The organism is Plebeiibacterium marinum (genome assembly GCF_026013615.1).
Classification (GTDB): Bacteria; Bacteroidota; Bacteroidia; order Bacteroidales; family Marinilabiliaceae; genus Saccharicrinis; species Saccharicrinis marinus_A.
Map to the genome: position 1 here is coordinate 68209 of NZ_JAPDPI010000020.1, position 23205 is coordinate 91413.

The 23205-nt window shown below is 37.2% G+C and carries 22 protein-coding genes; all 22 read right to left on the reverse strand.

Annotated elements, in window-relative coordinates; genetic code table 11:
- Positions 1-6: 6 nt before the first annotated feature.
- Positions 7-2721: a right-handed parallel beta-helix repeat-containing protein gene (locus OM074_RS11060; protein WP_301199536.1), complete on the reverse strand. Its 2715-nt coding sequence runs from the start codon at positions 2719-2721 to the stop codon at positions 7-9.
- A 167-nt stretch (positions 2722-2888) separates the two neighbouring features.
- Positions 2889-3452 carry a glycoside hydrolase family 108 protein gene (locus OM074_RS11065; RefSeq protein ID WP_301199537.1) on the reverse strand — a complete coding sequence of 188 codons (564 nt, stop codon included), beginning with the start codon at positions 3450-3452 and terminating at the stop codon, positions 2889-2891.
- Positions 3436-3858: a hypothetical protein gene (locus tag OM074_RS11070; RefSeq protein ID WP_301199538.1), complete on the reverse strand. Its 423-nt coding sequence runs from the start codon at positions 3856-3858 to the stop codon at positions 3436-3438. The genes OM074_RS11065 and OM074_RS11070 overlap by 17 nt, the downstream gene beginning before the upstream one ends.
- Positions 3855-4187, reverse strand: coding sequence for a hypothetical protein (locus OM074_RS11075; RefSeq protein WP_301199539.1), 333 nt, complete (start codon positions 4185-4187; stop codon positions 3855-3857). Before OM074_RS11075 ends, OM074_RS11070 begins: the two co-directional genes overlap by 4 nt.
- 94 nt (positions 4188-4281) lie before the next feature.
- Positions 4282-4806, reverse strand: coding sequence for a P-loop NTPase family protein (locus tag OM074_RS11080; protein WP_301199540.1), 525 nt, complete (start codon positions 4804-4806; stop codon positions 4282-4284).
- Between the two features lie 116 nt (positions 4807-4922).
- The gene (locus tag OM074_RS11085) at positions 4923-5843 is read right to left on the reverse strand and encodes a hypothetical protein (protein WP_301199541.1); all 921 of its coding nucleotides are present in this window, start codon (positions 5841-5843) and stop codon (positions 4923-4925) included.
- Positions 5844-5873: 30 nt separating this feature from the next.
- Positions 5874-9791 carry a strawberry notch-like NTP hydrolase domain-containing protein gene (locus OM074_RS11090; protein WP_301199542.1) on the reverse strand — a complete coding sequence of 1306 codons (3918 nt, stop codon included), beginning with the start codon at positions 9789-9791 and terminating at the stop codon, positions 5874-5876.
- Positions 9788-10813: a class I SAM-dependent methyltransferase gene (locus OM074_RS11095; protein ID WP_301199543.1), complete on the reverse strand. Its 1026-nt coding sequence runs from the start codon at positions 10811-10813 to the stop codon at positions 9788-9790. The genes OM074_RS11090 and OM074_RS11095 overlap by 4 nt, the downstream gene beginning before the upstream one ends.
- Before the next feature lie 6 nt (positions 10814-10819).
- Positions 10820-13321 carry a hypothetical protein gene (locus tag OM074_RS11100; RefSeq protein ID WP_301199544.1) on the reverse strand — a complete coding sequence of 834 codons (2502 nt, stop codon included), beginning with the start codon at positions 13319-13321 and terminating at the stop codon, positions 10820-10822.
- A gap of 18 nt (positions 13322-13339) precedes the next feature.
- On the reverse strand, positions 13340-13963 hold the full coding sequence (locus OM074_RS11105; RefSeq protein ID WP_301199545.1) for a hypothetical protein: 624 nt from the start codon (positions 13961-13963) through the stop codon (positions 13340-13342).
- A 14-nt stretch (positions 13964-13977) separates the two neighbouring features.
- A complete protein-coding gene (locus OM074_RS11110) occupies positions 13978-14448 on the reverse strand; it encodes a hypothetical protein (RefSeq protein WP_301199546.1) in 471 nt (156 codons plus the stop codon).
- Between the two features lie 11 nt (positions 14449-14459).
- Positions 14460-14636 carry a hypothetical protein gene (locus OM074_RS11115; protein WP_301199547.1) on the reverse strand — a complete coding sequence of 59 codons (177 nt, stop codon included), beginning with the start codon at positions 14634-14636 and terminating at the stop codon, positions 14460-14462.
- A gap of 16 nt (positions 14637-14652) precedes the next feature.
- Positions 14653-15744, reverse strand: a complete 1092-nt coding sequence (locus OM074_RS11120) for a hypothetical protein (protein ID WP_301199548.1) — start codon at positions 15742-15744, stop codon at positions 14653-14655.
- A 5-nt stretch (positions 15745-15749) separates the two neighbouring features.
- Positions 15750-16100, reverse strand: a complete 351-nt coding sequence (locus tag OM074_RS11125; protein WP_301199549.1) for a hypothetical protein — start codon at positions 16098-16100, stop codon at positions 15750-15752.
- Positions 16087-16863: a hypothetical protein gene (locus OM074_RS11130; RefSeq protein ID WP_301199550.1), complete on the reverse strand. Its 777-nt coding sequence runs from the start codon at positions 16861-16863 to the stop codon at positions 16087-16089. Before OM074_RS11130 ends, OM074_RS11125 begins: the two co-directional genes overlap by 14 nt.
- A 19-nt stretch (positions 16864-16882) precedes the next feature.
- Positions 16883-17266, reverse strand: coding sequence for a hypothetical protein (locus OM074_RS11135; RefSeq protein WP_301199551.1), 384 nt, complete (start codon positions 17264-17266; stop codon positions 16883-16885).
- Positions 17267-17336: 70 nt separating this feature from the next.
- Positions 17337-18182, reverse strand: a complete 846-nt coding sequence (locus OM074_RS11140; protein ID WP_301199552.1) for a hypothetical protein — start codon at positions 18180-18182, stop codon at positions 17337-17339.
- A 64-nt stretch (positions 18183-18246) separates the two neighbouring features.
- On the reverse strand, positions 18247-18903 hold the full coding sequence (locus OM074_RS11145; protein ID WP_301199553.1) for a hypothetical protein: 657 nt from the start codon (positions 18901-18903) through the stop codon (positions 18247-18249).
- 33 nt (positions 18904-18936) lie between these two features.
- A complete protein-coding gene (locus OM074_RS11150; RefSeq protein WP_301199554.1) occupies positions 18937-21480 on the reverse strand; it encodes a hypothetical protein in 2544 nt (847 codons plus the stop codon).
- Positions 21481-21653: 173 nt separating this feature from the next.
- Positions 21654-22211: a hypothetical protein gene (locus tag OM074_RS11155; protein ID WP_301199555.1), complete on the reverse strand. Its 558-nt coding sequence runs from the start codon at positions 22209-22211 to the stop codon at positions 21654-21656.
- 125 nt (positions 22212-22336) lie between these two features.
- The gene (locus tag OM074_RS11160; RefSeq protein ID WP_301199556.1) at positions 22337-22753 is read right to left on the reverse strand and encodes a hypothetical protein; all 417 of its coding nucleotides are present in this window, start codon (positions 22751-22753) and stop codon (positions 22337-22339) included.
- Positions 22754-22779: 26 nt separating this feature from the next.
- The gene (locus OM074_RS11165) at positions 22780-23202 is read right to left on the reverse strand and encodes a hypothetical protein (RefSeq protein WP_301199557.1); all 423 of its coding nucleotides are present in this window, start codon (positions 23200-23202) and stop codon (positions 22780-22782) included.
- Positions 23203-23205: the final 3 nt, after the last annotated feature.

Sequence of the window (23205 nt, forward strand, 5' to 3'; positions counted from 1 at the left end):
ACAATGTTACTTTTTAACAATTTTTTCTATCCAAACTGTCTTCTCAAATTGAACCTTAAGAATATATAATCCATTTGCTAAATCAGATGTACCAATGTTAATTTCAGATTCTCCTATTAAAAACATTGATTTTTTCTTTTCTCCAGAAATATCATACAGTTCTATCGCTATAGGAACATTTACTGCTTCATAATTTAAAAGATTTATCTTAAGGTTATCACTAAAAGGATTTGGAGAAACAGAAACGCCATTTATTTCACAATTATTGTCAATACTTGTAGACGTTGATGAGATGGTTATAACTTCTCCAGATTCCTGTAAAATAGTGCCAGAGGATACTACCAAATCGGTTTTTACTCCACTATTTTTATAAAGTTTTAATGTGAATAATTCACCATCTATCATTTGGGCATCAGCATAAAATCCAAGTTTTATTTCAGCTTTGTTTAGTAAATGAAGTAATAAAGGATTAATATTTGAAGAAAATGACTCTCCTAAATTAACTTCATATTTAGAGATATTACTGTTGTTTATATCTATTTGAATATCTCCTCCAATACAGCTTGTTATATTTTTGGCGGTTACAGACCAAATATCAAATTCTGTTGATTCTTCAATCTGCTCCAAATATATTTCAAAATTATCAACACTTCCGCTTTTTAAGAGAGAGTATATCGGTTCACAATTTCCTTCAGAGCCAAAGCGTAAACCCAAATATGCTAAATCTAATCCATCAACACGTGTACTACCATCTAAGTCCGTAGTCTCATCATAATTATCATCCCCAAGCTGTGCTCCAAAACTATTAGCTAACTGTGAAAGATCAAATCCATCTACTCGACCACTAAAATTAAAATCGGCTACACATAGTTTATTGCCATCCTCTGCACTCAAAAAAGGTGAATAATTAACAACTGGAGACGTATTATCATCAGAGTAGTCATATATTTTTGTATCAATTTCAGAATTGGTTTTTTCTGACCAATAATTATTACTGGCATCAATAACACTTGTAGATGGATCTGCAAAGTTTTCAACTTTAATATGATAATTTGAGCTATTCTTAAATGTATTACTAGTTAAGGTTATTTCTGGATTTATATCATCAGTTGAAATTATATGTAAAGCTGTTTCCGAACTTTCATTAAATAAATTGTCCTCTATATCTAAATCTATTCCATTAGTTAATTTGATACCATACTCGTTACTTAAAAATACATTTTTAGATAAATTAATTGATGTATTTTTAGTACTTATTCCATAAGTATTCTTGCCAAAGAAACTATTTGTAATACTAACGGAAGGTATTCCTTGCCCATCGTAAATTGCTATTCCTTGCCCAGAATTTCTAATTTTCACATTCTCTATACTTATTGGTTGTTCATTATTTTGAATCCATATTCCACAAATATGAGAATCTGATATATCGCAATTAGAGATATTTAAATTACAATTTTCTAACCAGATGGTACCTCTATAGATTGCAGAATTGTATCCAGCACCTCCATATTTAAAAATACAGTTTGATAATATATTATTAGAATTTTGGTACTTTATATATCCCCAATCCCTTGCGGAGGGAGTTGTAGAATACCCATCACCATTACTATCTCCTCCGTAAGTATCATCTTTATACGATGTAAAAATAACTGGTTCTTCTGTACTACTATTAATATTTAGTAATCCATTCACTGTTATGAATGAATTTTTAAGCTTTATCACTGTGCCTGATGGTATTTGCAAAGAGGCATCAATGAGTAAATCATCAATTATTACATATGGAAATAAATAATTATCATTTAATTCTGGCAACGTAACGCTTTGGGTAATCCTTCCACCTAAAGCTATAGCCCAAAATGTGGTACCAGAAAGTACGTTATTTTGAATTGTTGGGAAATTATTACCTTCATGATAAAATGGATACCTAATTGTCCCATCACCAGTATTATTAATTGTATTATTTTCAATAACAGGATCTGAATTAATTGTATGAATAGCATAATTACAATCTTCTAATATATTATTATTGATATTCACATTGCTATTAGAAGAACTTAAAATCAAACCATTTTCAGAAGTTTCAATTTTGTTATTTGAAAACTCAATATTACCAAAACCTAGTTCAGATAAATAAACACCTCTTGGACAATTATTAATTTCATTTTGAGATAAAGTAAAATCAATTGATGGAGAATTTTCAATTGCAATTCCACAAAAGTGAGAATTAAATATTTTACACCTTGTGATATCAAAACCGCAACCATTTAGATATATAGATCCTTGAGCAACAGTTCCTCCATCGTATCCTCCATACTTTATTATACAATTTGAGATAACATTATTACTATTGGAATATTCAATATGCCCCCAACTCCCGTCACTAGGATAGGAAGAATAATTATCATTATTAGTATCACCTCCATAATCATCATCAAAATAAGAGGTAAAAATTACTGGATCTGAATCTGTCCCTTGTAAATTAAGTATACCGTTTACATATATACTCGCTATTCTAAGTTTAATTATTGTACCTGATTGAATTGTTAATGTGGCACCTTCTTTTATATACATATTACTTATATCAACTACATATACTGTATCTGAATCAAAGGTCATATTTGTATTAATAACCAATCCTGAAACGTCTTTTACAGGAAGTGTTTGTCCATAAATTGGCAATGCCGATAGTATTACAATTAGTGAAAGTATTAATTTTTTCATGTCTTAGGTTCAATAAATTAAAAGTCTTTACAAATATTGACTATTAATTATTATGGTTCAAGATTAGAGTTGCATACAATTGACAAACAACTATAAAACAAATGACTAACATTTATAAATGAATGATAAAAGAAACAATTACAAATTAATCTAAATAACAATAGTACCTATTTGGTGAATTTTATCGAATCAATCCTTCTCAACCACCCCTTCAAAAACTTATGATTCTGGCCACGTTGAGCAATTGTATTGTAGTAATGAACCCGTGCTGATTTTATGGCATTGAATAGAGGTTCCGACGGGCAGGAATTAATGGCATTAATCGTTTGTTTACCTATAATTCCATCCAGCTTTAAGTCATAATCAAAGAAACGGTTTAATACCTTTTGAGTACCGCAACTTCCCCAATAGCCACTATTAACGCACCAGTCAAAAATGATTTCTTGCACAGAACCACAAACAATGTATCCTATATTGTATTTATCATAGAATTTATGCTTGTAGAATTGTTTGACTAATTCAGTTAATTCCGGAATATCAATTTTGGTATTTCTTTTTGACTCTCCAAATTTTAATTTATAAGCATCAATAGGTTTCCAACCATCCCAATCCGGATGCAAATTTCTTGCTACACCCATATAAGTCTCTCCCCCTTTATCTCCAGTAACATTGGCATAATAGCCTTCATACTTTATGACACCATCAAAGAGTTCATCAAATGTCTTCTTCATGCTTACGTTTAGGTTTAAGGTTAACATGGTTTACACCTGAAATAGCTCCACCAAAGAGGAAGTCTATTATAGTGCTGAGTTTTGTGGATATACCTCCGTTTATACTGCTCACAAAAGCTATTTGCCAATCTTGTAATTGTATGGTTTTAAATACAAAATTGTTGAGCATGATAACTGTAAGAGCACACCAGGCTAAAAGGAAGAAAATGGCAAATGACTTTTGTAACCAACTATCCTGGGCATACATACTTCGAGCTGAATCCCGGTCGGCTACGGCCATTTTAAAAAGCTCCATTTTTCCTTGGAGCTTTTCTTCTTGTGTAGTAAATATTTCATCAATGAGTTTACTGCCTTCTCTAAGTGTTTCAGCCGTTCCTGCATTGATAAGTTTTCCAAATATTTTCATCGTTCAACAAATTTTAAGATGGTATCCAGCTTCTCATTAAGCTGTTTAATGGTTTGGTGAAAGAGTTCCTTGCTAACGTATATTTCCTTAGAGTTGTCCCTTAATTCAGATATGCGTTTATGAAGTAAAGCGAACTTATTTTCTGCACCATTAACCTCTTTCGTTAAATGCTGAATATCTTTTTCAAGCAAATCGGTTTTAGCTTCTACTGTTTCCTTTGTTGCATTTTTTGAAATCGCTTGCCGGATAACAAAGGACAACACACCGATAATCAGTGAGAAAAAACCACCGATTACAATCCAATAGAATTTCATTGTCATTTCTTCCATATGCGCTTCATTTGATCAATGCTCCAATCGCATTTTAATTATATGCTATTAATCGAAGCATTGATGTTCGTTTTATTATGACAGGCATTGCCTGTTAGAATATTTTAATGGTCTCTGTACTTCCACCAGGGAAACGGTTTTTCTCCATGGTAGCACTTTGGTTTTCGATGTGCATGATTGCATCTACATCATGTTCCCAATCGGTTCCGCCTTTAGAACTGCCGTCACGATTAGCTTTAAATACAAGTACAAATGCAGTTTCCGGATATTGTCTTTTTAAGACTTTAAATTCTTCTGGTTTCATTCCGATTGTTTGGGTACTGTCCAGGAAAATAGCATCATATCCCCGAAATTGTTTAGGCTCATAATCCTCTACAAAATGGATGGGACTGTTAATCTTTAACCGGAGAAGCTTTTCCTGGAGAGAACCTTTTACACCTTCCTCATTAGATACATACAAACACTTCATGTTATTTCTTGCTAACTCATCAGCTAATAGCATGGCTACGGAGCTTTTCCCATTGAAACGACTACCGTAAATCATCAAGTAGAACGGCTTATATGGTTTGCCTAAAAGTTTACCGAACTTTCCACCAATATAAAGGGTGGAGAATTTCATTTTAGCTAATTGGTCAGCTGACACAACCTGATTACTATTGATAACCGGGGCTGCAAATCCTTGTAAATTTGCCCTTGGTTTAGTGCCACTACTTTTGGGCTTTGTAGTAGTGGCTTTTACTTTCCCGAATTGGCAATGCCTTTTAATCCGTTTAGCTGAATATTAGTAACAAGTAGCTTATCACTTTCCAGGTAATCTTCAAGGTGTTTTTGAACCTGGTTAATTCGCTCGTACGCTTTATCAGAACTGGAAACTTTGCCGTTCTTTTTGGCATTTTTAATGCTGTGTAGTAAGCGTTTCGCCTTATCAATCGAAATATTACCATAGAGATTAATGAAGCGTTTTATTAAGGAAATGGCCGGAGTAACACCGTAACTGTCCTCGATATTTTTCAATCTGGAGTACATTGAATCCGGAACCTGAAATGTGCAGGAGCTTCCCATTTCTTTGTAAGTCCTGGCCAGGTCATTTCCAATCTTCTTAATTTCATCGGCATACTTACTGGTAAGGCGGATAGTTTTTTCAGTAGCTGCCTTTTGAATCACTTTATACAATAAGGAAACCTGGCGTTCAGTAACACGCTTACCATGCATGTTAAGGTAACGCTTGATAATCTTAACCTCCAAGGGCATTAAAGGGACTTCGTTAGGTTTGCGTTTTACAGTTGTAGTAGCTGTCTTTTTTGCTATAGAAGTCCTTTTTGCAACAGGCTTCTTTGTACTGCTTTTCCTGGTTGTTTTCTTTTCCTTTTTCTTGTCCTGATACTCTTTTAACGCTGCTTTATACTGACCGGATTCTTTATCCAAAATATTTAATGGATGTCTGTCATCAAGTTCAGGAAACCTATTCTTGTTATGACTTAAGTATGGCTCCACAATCTTAAAATGATTGTCCAGCATCTCTTTTATATCCTTGTCCTCATTGTAGAAGTCGGCAAATGAATCAAACTCTTTGTGTGCTTCACGAGCTGCCTCCGGTAGTTTTGAAAAGTCAATATCTTTGGTAGCTTCTTTATAGTTTTTAATGGTAAGCTTCATATCATTAGTGTTTATTATTGTCGATTAGATTTACAGTCCAGCAACGGCTCTTAGCTGTTTTTGCTTTATCAGAATGGCTTTGGCTCGGAGCTTCACCAATTTTAATTTCTTGCCTTGGTCGATGTTGATGGTTTTAGGCTTAGTTGTTATCTTTTTCTGGTTTGCTAGCCGTTGAGAAAATTGTTTTTTGTCCTGCTCAAACATCTCCATCGCTTCTTTAGTCAGGCTATCGGTGGTGTCATTTCGTTTTGAACCTTTCTCCAGGTATTCTTCAAAATAGGTTCGGGGTACTTTAACCGATAAGCTGAAACGTTCACCAAGAAGATTAATAAGCTTTGGCATTTTTGCTTCAGAAACCGAAGCTTTCATATTGCCCGATACCATTTCAAATCCATCCCGGTTATTCTCCAGAAGCTTTACCACATCTGTATCGGTGTAGATAGGAATGTGTGTTTTGGATTTGGGCATGATGATTTTAAATGTATCATCGTAATGCCTGGCTATTGTAATCTTGTTTTCAGTACTGATGGTTGCTCCACTACGTAAGTTCATAATGTGCTTTTGTAGTTTTGCTATTGGAGCCACTACATAAGCGTTTGAGTTTTTATCTTCGTTTTCCGGGGACCAGGCTTCAGACATTAAAATTCCTTTTTGAACGCCTTTACCTTTGGTTGTATAACTAACCAATTTACCAGGGAAATCAGCTGAACCTTGAAGAATATTTCCGGTAATAATATAGCGGATTTGTCTATCCTGGGTAAAGTTCTTAATCGCTTCGTCCCATTTTTCAATCAGGCTTTCCTTTTCTGGAGTGCTTAATTGAAAACTACGAGCCTGAATACGCTCAATTTCTTTTGCTGTATCTCCCGATGCAGGTAGTACGATGTACTTACGACTGTCGGAAATAGCAAAACGAAGCTTTACTGCCGATGGTGCAAAAGGATTATTCCGTTTGGCATTTATATCAAACCCAAGGAAGATGCAGTAAGAGTTGTTACTGCTTTCATTCTGAAAGCTCAATGCCGGATAGAAATATCCATGCCCAATTTTAAAGAACTTAAAAAAGGCATTCAGATAGTTCTTTCTGTTTTGGCTTTGCGTTTTAACCTGAGTAATTTTTTCCTGTTTGGCATCTTCCAGTTCATTTCTTCGTTCAGCCATATACTCGTTTTGACCTGCCTTGTCGAATACAGGTATTTTCTGGAATGCCTTTTCGTTGGGAATGTCAGCAATCAGCTCTTTATACCGGGTTTCAGTTTCCTTTAAATCCTCGGTAAGTTTGGTTTGAACATGTTTCTCATGTGCAGAAATGATTTCTTCAGAAACAGTCACGGACTGTTTTTTATTAAGCGACTTTTCGATTAATTTTTGAAGCTCTGCTTTGCCATAAGGTTTTTTAAGCACATTGCATTCGCATTTTTCAAGGAAAGTATCATTCCCAAATACGGAACGTCCACCTTTACCTGCAATTACCACACGGCTATCAATGGTTTCCGCTTTAAGGTTCAGAATTTCAACTTCCAGGTCGTATTCATCGGCTTGTTTCAGGTACTCCACGTAATCGTTGTATCGCTCAATGACCTCGTTATAGAACTTCTCCTGTTCTATAACTGAAAGAACAGCCACACGTCCGGTTACTTTGGAAGCATCACCTTCCGATGGTGTTTCATCGCTTTCCTTACCTTCAAATTTGAGAGGATTATCCAATGCTTTGTTTAGTTCCGGATTCTCCAACATGTACTGGCGAACCACTTTATCTCCATATTTATTCAGGAAGTCATCTGATTCCAATTGAGACTTGCTGCTTTTCTGGTTGGAAGTGGTATTGGCATCCAGCGATTTCAGCTTCTTTTTAAGCATCATCATAAATCGCTTCTGTGCCGGGATGGATGAAATAATGTAATCGTAAATCGGTTTCAATATCTGCCCGGTACGGTTGATACGACCACGCTTTTGAATTTCGGTATTGATATTCAATTCCGGTTGGAGTATCACCATCACACGCTGCTTAACCTGTTCGGCAGGTACTTTATCAGTTACAATAGCATGAGCTGAAGCACCTGTAGAACCACTCTGGTTAATCAGTAAGCAATCAATTTCATTGTCGTTGAATCTGCGAAACAGGTCTGCCGTGTTTTCCTTCTTTCTACTCATCACCAATGCTGTAGTATTCTTGGCATTGGTTGAATTATATTGAACACAAAGCTTACGCCCGGTTACTTCACCAACGGTATAGCCAGCTTCTTTGATTTTCTGGATGATTAAATCCAAAGGGCTGATGGTAATTCCGGTTGATGCTTTTTCAATTCGTCTGATAATATCACGATAAGCAAATTGAGCCTCTTCGGATAAATCGGAAATATTAAAGGCTTTCCCTTCTGATTGTCCGTCAATATCCTTTTCAGTATAACGAAGTACTGAATCGAGACCTTTTTCCAATACGGTGGAGAAATCCCCATTTATTACATCATCTGGTTTGGCCATTCCCTCCAGGAAACTTCCCATAGTAGATGCAAAAGCAATAATGGGTTTCTTACCTTCTTTCAATCGTTGGATTGCATGGTCGGCAACATCGGAAGCATTCAGACTAAACAACAATTGGTTGATTACATTGAATACTTTTGAGAAGTAGGGAATATTATCAACTCCGGCTTTCTCTGTTCCTTTCCTGGTTTCCACTTCCTTACTTTCGGCTGCTGCAATCTTGTCGAGCTGTTCAACCTGTTTATTGATGTACTTTTCCTGAAAACCGATAATATCACGGATAATGGCTGTTACCTTATCGGCAATATCAGCTTGTTCTTTGGCTTTTTCTTTCAGTTCAATGTAGTTTACTTCCACACCTTCAAAGGAACGTTCACGCCTTATCATTTGTCCCTCAGAAACGAGTTGAGCTGCTAAAATCTCCTGTAAGGCAACACCACCTTTTGTAATAGCTTCCACCAGGTCTTCTTTGCTCATGTTGGCATCACTCATCGAGGTCTTTTGTGCATAGATAGGCATGTTGTCTGGTCGCTTGGCAAATGTTGCTGATAAGAAACAAACGCCTTTGGTTTGGCGAAGTACACCTTGCATAAATTCCCCGGTGTTGGAACTACCGGAAGCATTGTGCGCTTCGTCCATAATAATAATATTGCCCTGGCTCACGGCACTTAAAAAGAGCTGCTTTGCAGGTTTCTTTGGTTGATTGAATTGTGAATAGGTTGCACAAACAAAGTTGTAAGACCCTGGTACTTGTTGACTCTTGATAATCCGGTCCTGCGTTGGTTTTTCTGGTGCTGTATAAACAATTTCACCGCTTTTATCTTTGATGTGCGTTTTGCTCTCCTTGGAATTAACAATAAACGGAACCAGTGCAGAACTACCAATGTCGCATAAGTCACGATACAAATCCGTAAATAGGTTAGGCTTTTCTGATAGGAATACAGGTTGCATACCTTGTTTTACGCCATATCTAATTAAAGCTGCTGCCGTTCTACCTTTACCAATCCCGGTCTGGTCGCCAACTATAATTCCCTGGCCACGTTTCTCAATGTTATAAATTGCCAATGATACGGCATCAATCTGTTCGCATGAAAGTGCTTTTACCAGTTCCTCATTTTCGTAATCCAGTTTTCGTGCTACGTAATCAAACAAAGGCATTCCAATACTTTTCTTGACTTTACGGATAGCGATGTGCATTTCGTGTCCCATAGAATCGGGCACAGTAGTATCCAGGATAAAACCTTTTTCGGCTGCCGGGATATAAGCCATTCCCAAACCTTGAACTCCGAGCATCCCCTGTAAGTATTCATATTCATTTTGAAACAGCCTTTGGCTGCGGATAAAACACTTGTTATTCTTGGTGGTAAAGCCCAATTCGATTAATCTGGAAACAATATGCTTTTGAGGTTTCTGATTGAACTTTATGCTTATTGTATTTTTCTGGAATGTAATATTTGACTTCATACAGAGAGTTGTTTTTGTTTTATTAGAATGGCTTTAGCCCTTAGTTTAATTAGGCTTAAATCATGTTTATCATTGCTTGTAGATTCTGGTTCTAACCACACTCTATCCCAAAGTTCCTCGTGGCTATTTACCATTGTGGAATGGAGTTTATTTTTTAGTGGAGCTGCACCTTCCGGTGTATCTTTTGCTCCATCAATAAGAATCAATCGGGTATTGACAGATGTTCCCTGTCTGGAGTAAAGCTTTTTGCCGTTAATCGGGATTATATCTTCTACATTGTAGAAATGATAGAGGTAGTTTAAAAAGATACGGTTTTGGCCAGCTGTAACCCGATTGTGTTCATCCCAGGTTGTATGGCCACCGATAATAATAGATGCTTTGCCTTTGTCTTTCATGCATCGTAAAGCATTTAAAGCCATAGCATGTTCCAGGCGTTTAATCTTAAACTTACCAAATAGCATTGGTTCAGACAGGCTACCGAATGGGGGATTGGTTACTATTCCATCAAATGTTCGGTCGTAAGCGTAGGGTGGTTTTAGTGCATCCCAACTGTTCACCTTGGCAAATGGTTGATCTTTCAGGTTGCTTAATCGCACATCATCCAACTCGTTCACGTAGGTTTGATGATATGGCAAAGCAATGGACAATAATCCATTTCCTGCCGATGGTTCCAGGTATAAAGCATCATTCAAAGGACTTTTGATATAGTTTGATGCCAGGAATGAAATGGGAGCCGGAGTAGAATATTGTTGCATCAATACGCTCATGCTTGTTCGCATGGACAGGTTAACCTGTGATTGATACAAGGCTACAATATCAAGGTATTTCTCATGAGTGGTAAGCGAATTGTCATGTGCTATCTCTCGTGCATTAAGGACAATTGCCAGTTCGGTAAATTCTTTCACTAAGTTTTTATTAGTGATACCGAAGCTTTTGGCAATGCTTTCTATTGTGGTTTTAGAGTGCTTCTGACCATTGCTTAAATCTTCACGAATCCTTGATATGTAGCCTTTTTTATCCATTTAAGATTATTGAAGTACAATCGTTTTATCCGTTTCATCTTTAAATGTCAGCTTCAGATTGTTTCCTGCAACATCAACAGCCAAACTATCCACATCTGCATCCACAAAGTTTTTCATGAAGTTGATTTGAAAGTTTAGTATTTCTGTCAGTTTAGTTTCCCAATCTTCTCCTGAGAAGATTCCGGAATCAGCATAAACCTGTAAGAACTTTTTAAGGAAATCAGGAATATTCTGAAGATTAACATCCCAGTCTGCACCAATTGTAGCATTCTCTTCTACACCTGCCAGTTTATCTTCATCTTCCTGTGGGTAGCTACGTTTTTGCGTATTAGCTTCAATTGCTTCCGTTTGTTCCTGAGTTATTGTAATAGGCTTATTTTGCAAATTCACCTCCCAGTCCGCACCAACAGTTGCATTTTCCTCAATTCTTGCCAACTTATCGGCATCTTCTTGTGGATAGCTGTTCTTTTGAGTATTGGATTCAATAGCTTCAGCTTGTTCTGGAGAAATGGTTACAGGTTTGTTTTGCAAATTCACTTCCCAATCTGCTCCAACGGTGGCATTTTCCTCAATTCCAGCTAACTTATCAGAATCTAATTGTGGGTAGCTATTTTTTTGGCTATTGGTTTCAATGGCCGCTGCTTGTTCAGGGGAAATGGTAACAGGCTTATTTTGTAAGTTTACCTCCCAGTCAGCTCCAACTGTGGCATTCTCTTCTATACCTGCCAGTTTTTCTTCATCTAATTGTGGGTAACTTCGCTTTTGAGTATTGGCTTCGATAGCTTCCGCTTGTTCAGGAGAAATGGTCACAGGTTTGTTCTGCAAATTCACCTCCCAGTCAGCACCTACAGTTGCATTTGCTTCTATTCCTGCCAACTTCTCCGCATCCTCTTGTGGATAGCTTATCTTTTGCGTATTCGCTTCAATAGCTTCCACTTGTTCCGGAGTAATAGTAACAGGCTTATTTTGCAAATTCACTTCCCAGTCCGCTCCAACCGTGGCATTTTCTTCCATACCTGCCAGTTTATCTTCGTCTACTTGTGGGTAGCTTCGCTTTTGAGTATTGGCTTCAATTGCCTCTGCTTGTTCCGCAGAAATGGTAACAGGTTTATTTTGTACGTTGCTTTCCCAGTCAGCTCCAAGGGTGGCATTCTCTTCAATACCTGATAGCTTATCTTCATCTACTTGTGGATAACTGCGTTTATTGTTATTGGCTTCAATATCGGCTGCTTGTTGAGGAGAGATTGTTACTGGTTTATTTTGGATATTCACGTCCCAATCAGCGCCAAGCGTAGCTTTTTCTTCAATATTTGAAAGCTTGTTTTCATCGGCTTCGGGATAGGAACGCTTTTGCGTGTTAGCGTCAATGGCTGCTGCCTGTTCCTGGCTAATCGTTACAGGCTTGTTTTGTACATTGCTTTCCCAATCGGCTCCGGCAGTAGCCTTTTCTTCAATCCCTGCTAACTTCTCTGCATCCTCCTGTGGATAGGAGTTCTTGCGATTATTCGCTTCAATGGCGGTAGCCTGTTCTGAAGTAATAGTATTTGGCTTATTCTCCAACTGATCAAAATCGCTGGTCAGATTCATGTCGTTTTCTAACTGCGATAACTTTGTGGGAACTGCAATATTCAGGTTTCCATCCGGGTCAGTTACGAATCCTCCATGCACCTCGATACCTCCATTGGGCATATAAACCGGACTCTTTTCAGAAATCAATAAATCTTCAACATTACCTGCTATTATCAAACCTCCACTAATCTGTTGAACAATGGTCTTTGGCCTGAACTCTGCTGCTGATTTTGAACGGGCAATATTGATAAATGAACCAACCGAAGCTTTATCCAGGATACTATCCTTAACATCACGATTCATTTTGAAATAAGTATCAGAAAAGACAATCTTGTTATATCCTCGGTCAAATACACATGACTGATTTACTTTGGCTTCAAAACAGCAATCGTCAATGTTTGTGGTACTATTTAGGTAGGCTATTGCTCCGTTACTTATATCTGAATACTCAAAGCGGATATCTGAGAAGTTAATTGCACTATTGTATATCTCAATAGCTTTGTCACTTTGGAAAACAACAGGTTTCACGTAAGTTCCAAATGAACCATCCACTTTATTGCTTAACGATTTAATGTTGATTTGATAAGAAAAATCACGAAGTACCAGGAATGTTCCCAGATCATTGATATAAGTTCCATCTTCAAACATGATATCAATGCTTGCTTTTTCATTGGTATGGTATTTCAGTGCTTTGGGTAATGTATCGAACAAAAGTTGAAGCTTTGAAAATGGCGTACCTTTAGGAATGATAATTGCTTTTTGGTCAAGGTCGTATTCAAATCCATTTACTTCCTGGTCTTTACTCATATCAAATACTCCCTGAAACACTTTATATTGTCCATGTTCCATACCCAAATAAGCGTAATGACCATCTGAAGCCCATTCTCCCTTTTTCAAAAGTGGCGGAGTTGTTCCCCTAAACATCTTGATTGTTCCCATATGTGAAGTCTTTTAATTTTAAATGATCGAGTAAGCCTTTTCAAACAACTCGTTGTTAACGTAATTACCTCCATTTTCAATCTTAGTAATGGATAGTACCAATAGGCGAAGTGTGTTTTTAGTAGGTAACAACTTTGCTGTTTTTGTCACGTTTAAATCTTTACAAACCGTGTTGATATATGCTTCAGTATTATTCTCAAACCTTGGTGCATATTCTTCGATAAGAGCAGGAATTGTATTCTTGCCTTTTTCAATATCGTTTTTGAGGTCTTTAATCATGGCACGAATACCATAGACCGGAGCTACAAACATTTCAAAGCGTCTGTCTTTGTTTTGTTCTTTAGGTAACTTCCCATTCCACTTGATGTTGGTATAAATCAAATTTCCAGGATTATTATTGCGGATTCCCCTTGGCGCATTGGATAGATAAGTATTTCCACCATTCCAGTTTTGGAAATTAGAAGGTAATGTATTGTTGTTTGTGGTTAAAATATTTGCAGGACGTGTATCTGAACCACTTGGGGGCAATAGTGCACGTTTTAGTTTATTTCTTCTTCGAATCAATAAAACGGTAGTAACTATTGCCCCAGTGGTTAACACCCCTCCCGAAATAAATAATATCTTCTTTTGCTTCTTTTCCATAGTTGTTTTGATGTTTAGAGAGGAATGCCCCAACTATCGAATTTGGGCTTGATTTTAGCAATCTCTTTATCGTCCAGTTCAAAGCGCAGCCAACCTATCAGGTTATAATTTTGTCCAAGAAAAGCAGCACGAGTTCCCCATAGGTACATCTTCATGCCAAAGGCTTTTATAACCAATAGCATATCATCCTTGGTTTGTATTTTCTCAATAGTACTGTAGATGGTCTTTTCATCTGTACCGAAATCAAGCATTGCACCATAAAGGGTATTGGCATATAAAGCTGCATCGGATGGTGAGATGGTCAGGTTCTTTGAATCTATCACCGTATCCTTCATTGAAGGAGCTACGGTTGACGAAGTGCCATCCGGATTACGCTTAAACATCTTGCGGATGGCGTACACTCCTAGACCAATTGCCAATACAGGTACACCTATGCGTATTCCTGTACCGATTAATGCTGCTTTATTTGCCTTATCTAACTGCACTGTATTAATCTTTAAATGAACTTTAATGCTTTTTTAACGATGCCCGGATTCTTAACCACCTTGGTTAGTAGCTTGACAATATCTTCCTGTTCAACTTTATTGACTGCATTTTGAATCAGGTTGCCTACTTCTTTTACTTTTTCAGGTGTTTCAGCTTCGATGGTGATACCTATTTTGAATGTTCTCATAATCGTATGTTTAATGTTATTCAACTATTTCGGATGATTCCTGAACCCCTTGCATAGATTGATTCAGGTATAGAAGTGTCTTATTGATTAGTTCTGCCCGGTCTAGGCACAATCCAACGATATTGGCAATCTTGGCCACATCTTCCAGATCCCAGGTCATTAGGGCATCAGATAAATTCTTGATGATGGCTGCTTTTTTCTTATCCTCCGGAGATTGAGGTGAACCTACTTCGCTAATCTCAACATTGGTATCAGGGATATCCTGGCTATTATCCTGAAATTCATCTACAATACCCAAGGCTCCTTTTAGTTCCTCTGACGATAAGCCCAATAGCTCAGCCGTTTTGGGACTGTTACTTAATAATCTTCCACCAATACCGGAAATAACACCCACAGCAACACGCTTCATTAATTCGTTGGGAGCATAACCTGCCAAACGGTTTTCCAGGTCTGCTTTATCCTTTTTCAGTTCTTTATTTTCATTGTAGAACTGTTCTTTCTCTACCCGAAGCTCGGCGTTTTCCTCACGAAGCTTTTCACATCGTTCCTGAAGCGTGGTAAAGCGTGTCTCAAACTTAAAGTCATCGAGTTGCTTTTGGTAGTTGATTCGCTCAACTTCCTTATTATTACCGGAAAGCGCATTAAACAGACCAAACAAACCTTCTACTTTAGCCCTGGCTTGTTCGTTTTCTCCGGTAAATAAACCCAGCAAACCATCAATTTCACCCAATCCATTGGTATTGCCCTGGGGTTGAAGTTGCTTCATTTCTTCCTTTACAATGGTGACTATTTCAGCCTTCTCCATTGGTTTTTGTGGTGGGTTCAATAGCCCACTCACATTAATGATGTAGGTATTTAAACTACGTGCATTGGGACTTTTACCTCCAAAAACATCTACTCTCAAAGTACCATGAGCCTGTTTTGCTTTTTCGACTGCATTTTCAATATCCTGCTTAAAAGTTTTTGCACCCGATGTTCTTGATGTTAATGCAGTTTCCTGTGCACCAGTCAACAGGTATATCTCATATGCATAAGGGTACTTTTGCTGTTCTTCTGAACGCTTAATAAATTCATAACAACTTTGTATGGTATCTCTAAAATCCAGCATATCTTTTAGTTTCGGTGGGGAATTATTTTTACAAACTCCAACCGGAATGGCTTAAAATCATCCGTTTGAGTTTTGATATCTATGTAATCAGTGAACACCTGGTAACGGAACTCATCCATCAAATCATATTCTTCTGGTGTAGCGGTAAACACATTATCACTGCTAATCATTTCCAGTTCTTGAATAGTTGAAGGAAGACCTTTAGTATTGAGAATCCACATGTCATTCTTTAAATCAAGCGACATATCAGCCTTAGTTACTTTTACAACTGTTGGTTTTAATTGGTAACTATCAATGGTTCTCAAACCTGCAACCCGGTCTTTTGCGATGGTATGTAATAACTCACTCGTGTTCATATTCAATGTAGATTCTGATAGTTAATGTTTGATTTCCGCTATTCTTATTGCTCTTAAAAACAGTGTGAAGATTACTGTTGACTTCCAGAGGCTCATGAAAGGGGATTATCTCTTTACTCAAATGCTTCACCTTTCTGTTGGCTGTGACCATGTAGTCACGAAGTAAGAAACTGTTACCATTTACCAGGAGACTGATATTACCACATTCATAGGGTTCTGGCTGCTTGTATGCTTTTACGGTTCGCTTAAAAAGTTCTTCTTTATTCTGATAGGTAAATACCAGGGTGTGTTGAGCAATAAAGTCAGAAAAATCAAGATTGGTCATTCCCTGGCCTTTGGCATATAAACCTGCTTCATCATAGATGTAACTCACAAATTGCTCATTAAACATCCTGTCAATGTTATCGCTTAATGCCTGTTGTTCGTTGTCTTCCAAACAGGAGTATCGGATACCATCGGTTAACACCTTGATGATTTCAGGCAAGATATCGCTTTCAAAGAATGCACGACTATCAGCTTCACTGGCACGAGTCCGCAAGTAGGAATAAAATAAATCCGTAATACGCTGATCGTTTAGCAGATTGGTGATTAATACCTGTGGATAAGCAAGGCTTTCAACTACATCAATCAATTCTGATTCTTCTTTTACGGTGGCAATAACAGCCAGGCCTGTAATCAACTTACATGATGCAGGAAGTAAATCCTGCTCATTAATGTGGTTGTTATCCTCTGAATTATGAGTAATGACAAAATATCGTTTCATTTTCGGGAGTGTTGGAGGATTATTTCTTAACAACTTCAGCAAGTAGATATACCCTTACATCGTAACTATCAGCAACAGCCAGGTTTTCACTATTGTCTTTGTAGATAATCCGGACTGGACTGTTTTTAGCTTTCTCATCAAGCGGAAATGTGACATCCTTGATACTCATATCATCATTGTGGTGAAGTAAGGCCACCTCTGTATCATCCGGGATAATCTCGGTATCATCAATCCAAACTCGAAGTGTTGATCCTGGTAAAGCTTGCTGGTTTGACAGTCGTAAGAAGATGCCTTTAATACGGTCATGTTCAGTCTTAGTATTACCGTTGAACTCATAGGTCTGACCTTTCTTTACTTGAAATTTTACAACCTGTAGTTTCTTAATATTCTCTTGAGCTTCCATTTGTAATTAATTAGGAGGAAAAGGAACGGCTCTAACACCGTTCCTTAACGATTATGACATATCAAAATGGCTACGCTTTCTCTGTGATAGTTCCCAACAGCGTTACCTTAACGGCTGGGTTAAACACCTTGTCACCGTTATTAATCGCCTTTGGCATATTCAACTTTGGTGTGATGTCCATTGATGGTTTCAACCATTTTGGATTGGCCAATTTGTACTGAAACTTACGCTTGGTTGTATCGGTATCATCGAATACAGCACATGAGATTTCAGGCATAATTACCTTAGTTCCCAAGGTCATTTCAAACGTTCCGTTTAATATTTGCGGAGGTAAGGCAAACTGACCAAATGCAAAATCAGCCGGATCATTGTCTTCCTCTGATGAACCGTGAGCATACTCCAAAACAATATCTGTTAACAGAAAATACTTACCACTATCCAACTGGGCACGATTCAGGTTGGTACGTCCTGACTTTTTATCGTCTGATGCTTCCATTAAATCAATATCAGACTTATCCTTAATCGTTTTCACCGTGTAGATAGCTGCATCAACGGTTTGCATACGGGCATCTTTCAATGCTTTCTGAATCTCAGGTGGTAACTGTTGTCTGCGCAATTCAAACTGACCTTTCGATGTAAGGTCTTTAGTTAATCCTGTTTTTACAGCTACACTTTTTGCTCCTGCGTTGTAAGATCTGCGAACTGAACGTTTTCTACTGCTTGCTCTTTTGGTTCTGCGTACATTCCGTCTGGTTTTTCTTCGTGAACGCCCCAAATCGCCAATGCCTTCAACTGCATCGTCCTGGGCTTCCTCTCTTTCTAAAGCGTCTTCTTCCTTATTAAGAATTGCTTCTTCCAAACCTTCAATCTCTTCCATTGAAGGATACAAATCATTTTGCTCATTAATTTCTGCCATGATTATTGTCTCTTTTGTGTTATTAATATTTGAATTGTTTATTGTAAGCGAATGACTTGACGGACTAGGATTCCATCATATCACCTGAAAAAATATCGTAGTCCATACTATCCGGATCCAGATTACTGATCTTACCTATCTCTTCATCATCTGAGCCAATCGGTTCATCCGACATGGAATAGTCATTTGCTGCACTTCCCATTGGATCATCACTCATGCTGTAATCTTCCGCTGCTCCAGATACAGAAGCCTGGATTTCTCTTTCAATGTCGATATCGGCTGCCGGCAGAGCTTGTGTTATAGGATTCAATGCCTGTAGTCCGTTAATTTCTTCGTATTCCACGTCTTCAATATCTCCTTCACCCAATAACCCGGATAAGCCTTGAAGAATGGTTTTGCCAGTAGCTTTCTTAATGGTGGCTTCAACACCTGCTCCGGCCATTCCATACAAACCCATTTGGAGGTATACATTCTTGGTGAATTGTTGTCCAACCAAACCTCCCATCGTGACTACTGCCGGAACGATATAGCCTTTCATATCGCTACCCAATAGCCCACTGACTGTGGGGCTTTTTTGAAGTTTGTTTAACAAATACTTACCACCCGCAAACCCTGCTACGGCAGCTATAGGTTTGCCAATGTTATTGGTAGCTTTCATAAAGTCAATCTTTGTACCCGTTGATCTGGAACGGGGCTGAGAAGATGTTTTTCTTACTGCCATGTGTTTAAAATTTAATGATTGAATTGTCTATTCTTATTGAAGCGAAATGCTTCCAAGTGATTGCTTTTTAGATTTTTTCTGAGAAGTATCCTTTGAATTGGGTTTATCATCCTTTTTACGAAACATGAAGTATGCTCCTGTTCCAATCAAAGCTGCAACGCCTATTCCAATGCCTACTTTGGCTCCTTTACTCATGCCTTTTTTTGTAGGAGAAATATTTTGAGGAACAGAAGAAGATGTTGTTTGAGCTACATTGTTACCAGACTTTAAGATGACTGGCTGATAGCTTGTTGTTTGCGGAAGTGTATTTTCAGGTTGAATATAGGTTTCCTGCTGCGGACTGGCTTGCTGTTCATACTGGCTAGCTCTTTGTTGCAGGGCTTTACTTACTTCTTTTCCCTGGCTGGTTAACTTAGCTACTTTTTTAACTGCTGCCTTACCTCTGATTTTGTTGAAGATATTAGCAACTGGTTTTAGCCAACTCTTTATTTTTGCCAATACACCTGTTGCTGCACCAACCGATGCTGCGGTAGCTGCCACCCCTAATTGCCCTAATTCAGCTAATTCTCCTATAGATTCCAAACCTTTCAAATCTGACAATAAGCCATCAACACCTTTTAAGGAGAAGTCTTTGCTTTTTTGTTTAGCTCCTTTCAGGATAGCTTTTCTCAGGTTCTTTTCTTTACCCTGCAAGCCATTGAAGAGTTTACGAACCTTATTGTGACGCTTCTTTAAATCCTTTAATTTTTTAGCGTCAATACTATATTTGGATGCTAACTTATCCGGAAGGTAGGCGTACTGTAATTTTTTTGCAATACCAAACATATTTAAGCGTAGAGCTGCCAATAAGCCGTTACGAATAGCTATAGATAGAGGATTGAATCTGACAATAGCTTTAACTACTTTTTTGGTTACTTTAGCTGCTACTTTTACCCCTTTTTTGATTCCTTTACCAATCTTCTTTCCGATACGTTTCAGTGATTTAAAGAATCCTCCTAGTCCTCGTTGCCCTTGCAGTCCATCAATCTCTGCATCATAATCATCTTGTTCAGAAAGTCCTTCTATGGCATCTGTGTCATACTTAATCAGTCCATTTGCAGTCAATTTATCTTCGATGTCCGCCAGTTTCTCCAGTACTTTATCTCGCTTAGGTGTATTCCAGAATTTAATGGCCTGGTCAATCATGCTAATGAACTGGTCTGGATTCTGGATTTGTGCCATTTTATTCTTGTTCTCCTTGTTTTTAAGTAAGAAGTCACGAGTTCGAACCAAATAACGATATGTGGCATCATCAGCATTTCCTAAACCATTGACTGCATCTTCAAAATCAATACCGGAGATAATAGCCATTAATTCAGTATCATCCTTATGAGCTACAGTTCCACCAGCCAAGTCTAACCCAGACAAAGCATATATAGGTAAACCTAATGAGGTTGTACCTGTTACGCCATCAATACCATGTATACCTCCAACCATTTGAAGTGGAGACATATTAAAGTCAGACTTTTCAAAGCTGTACGGTTTCTGGTAATCAAACTTCGAAAGAACAGGGTCGATAATAATCTCATCTTCGCTATCGCCAACAGCAGGAACTATTACGTAGATATGTTGAAAGTTTTGTCTACCGTCATATTTTGTGATTCGAAGCTTAAACGGAATACCCAAGCATTTTAAAATTGAACCGACGAAAATGCTGTAATCATCACAATCAATACCTGCTGATTGCCTACCTTTTTGCTTGAAGTTTATCTGTCCATCTAACCAGGAACGTGCCGGAGTCCGAAGCTGTTCTGTACCGTCTTTGTCTTTATGATACTGAAGGTAATTATAGGAGAAATTGAAGATGTTGCGACAAGTATCTTTTAAATTATTAGTTTGTAACATCTGCGCCAATCCTTCCACTTCCCGATAATGTTCAGCAATAAGGTCAATGCAGCTTTCTACAGTTTCAATGACATTGCCGTTTTTTACAAATACATCTTTGCCGGATGCTCTTTTTATCAGGTGGTTGTATTTACGTCCATACTGTGTATTACGTGGACCGGATACAATACCCAACGTACCCAATGCTAATCCGTTCATATTATCGTCTGTTAAATTTTGCGTGGTAGTTATGGTTTCGTCATTGATACTAAGCGAAAGCGTAAAGCTCAAGTCGGCTTTAAATTGTGAGGTATTCTGAAGTAATGCCAATGACAAACCCTTACCCAAAAGATTCAGGTAAGGCACTTGAAATAGGATTTCAGGCTCTTGTGTAGAACCTGCTCCAATGGTTAAACCTTTTATATCAGGAGTAGAATAAGCGATTGCCGAACCTTTGTATTTAGCTACAACCTGGTTTACGGCTAATGTGATGGGAGCTTTAGTTGGATTATAACAGCGTAGTTTCACTGCAAACTGGACTTCCTGAAAGTCCATCTTATGAATACGGAAACCAAGAAGTGCAAAATTCATCTTTGCACCGGATAGTAGTTTCTTACCTTTTTTAATAAGGTAAAAACCACCGCCAACGGCTGCTACAACTGCTAGTGTGCCTAATATTTTCTTTGTGCTTGCTTCCATAATGGAAACAAACATATAGTAGGCTTATGGTGGGGGAATGGCTGTGTTTGGCTATGGTTTGCCGGAGTTGGTTGTAATTGGTTATTTTTTGGTGAAGGGAATAAAAAAAGTTGGTGGTGAGCCAACTTTAAAGAGTATTGCAAAATATTTTTTAGTATCTTCTTTTCACATTCAAATCATTATACTATTCAATTATTCCTTCTATATACCAGTGTATCCACAATGTTAGAATGTAAATCTGTTTTGATCCAGTTACCAATTCTTTTGGTGTAAAAGATAATCCGTTCATCATATCTATTAGTTTCAGTATTGTAGATTTCAACAGTATCCTGAAATATTTTATCAGAATAATATCCTTTTAATATAAACATACCTGTAGAATCCGGTTCTTCCCAATATCCTATCGGCTGACCTGAAAAATGGAAATCCTTTAATAACTCAGGTATTTTAAAATGGCCTTTATATATTTTCCCTCTATTGACACCATAGGTCTTCTTTTGAAAAATGGAATCATTTAACATTTTATATTTGGCATATACTCTTTTTGTTAATGAATCACTTTCCATTCTTTTTTGAGGTGTATTTTTTTTATAGGCGGTAATGCTGATAATTCCATTACGATATTCTGTTACATTACCATGCATCATATCATTTTTGGCTTCCCAAATAGTATTTAAATGACCATTTACATATTTATTTAAAGTATATGACGAGGAATCATTACAGTTTTTAAGTTCCCATTTCATAAAAATTGTATCATTACCCAAGGTTGTTGTATTTGTAATGACACAGTTTTTAGTTTTACAACTAAATGTTAGACCAAGAAAGCATACGGTAAGAAATAAAAATAATGGTGTATATCTCATTATAGTTAATATTTGTGTTTTATATTTCTGGTTAAATTTATGAAAGGCTTGTCTTCTGTTAATACTGCTACAAAATACATATATGTGTTATCATCATCAGCTATGAGTTGCTTATTTGCGTTTTCAATAAGATTGATTCCTTTGTTCCTAAAGTAGTTATTAATTACCCTCATTATATATTCAATTCCTACTCTATCAAAATAAAGTTTTGTTCCTTCCCACTGCTCTTCAATTTTGCATTGTTTTTGAACAGCATAAAAGTAGTCGTTAGCTTTAATATCAACTTTCTTATATATAGTATATCCATCAAGACATGGAACTGGGTTTAAGAAGTATTCTTCATTATTTGATAGAAATACATCCTCACTTAAATTAAATACTTTGCATAAGTATTTGGCTAATAAATTATATTCGTTATTCATTATTGCTCTGTTTATGTAAATTAACATTATTTGTGTTTAATGCCTAATGACTTAAGTTTCCGAGCAGTCTCCAAATAATCAAATTTTAAGGCTTTTCTGATAGCTTTTTTATACTTGCTCTTTTTGCCTAACTTAAAATAACTTAAGCCTTCATAATAAATTATAGTATCATCAGTAAAATAGTATCTATATGCAACATTAGCATAGTAAATACAAGCTTCATAATCACCTTTCATTCCATATGAAATAGCCTTGTCTCTGTATTGTTTGTAGTTAGCTTCATCTCTTGCAGCTTGCTTTGCTCTTGCTTTTGCAATGGCTTCCATTTGGGAATGACTCATAGGTTGGTACATTGGGGTATATGTAACTTGTGCATTACTAACTTTGGTAAGCACAATTAGGAATAGAACTATCAGATAGTATTTCGTTTTTATTTCTGGTTTTTTCATTAT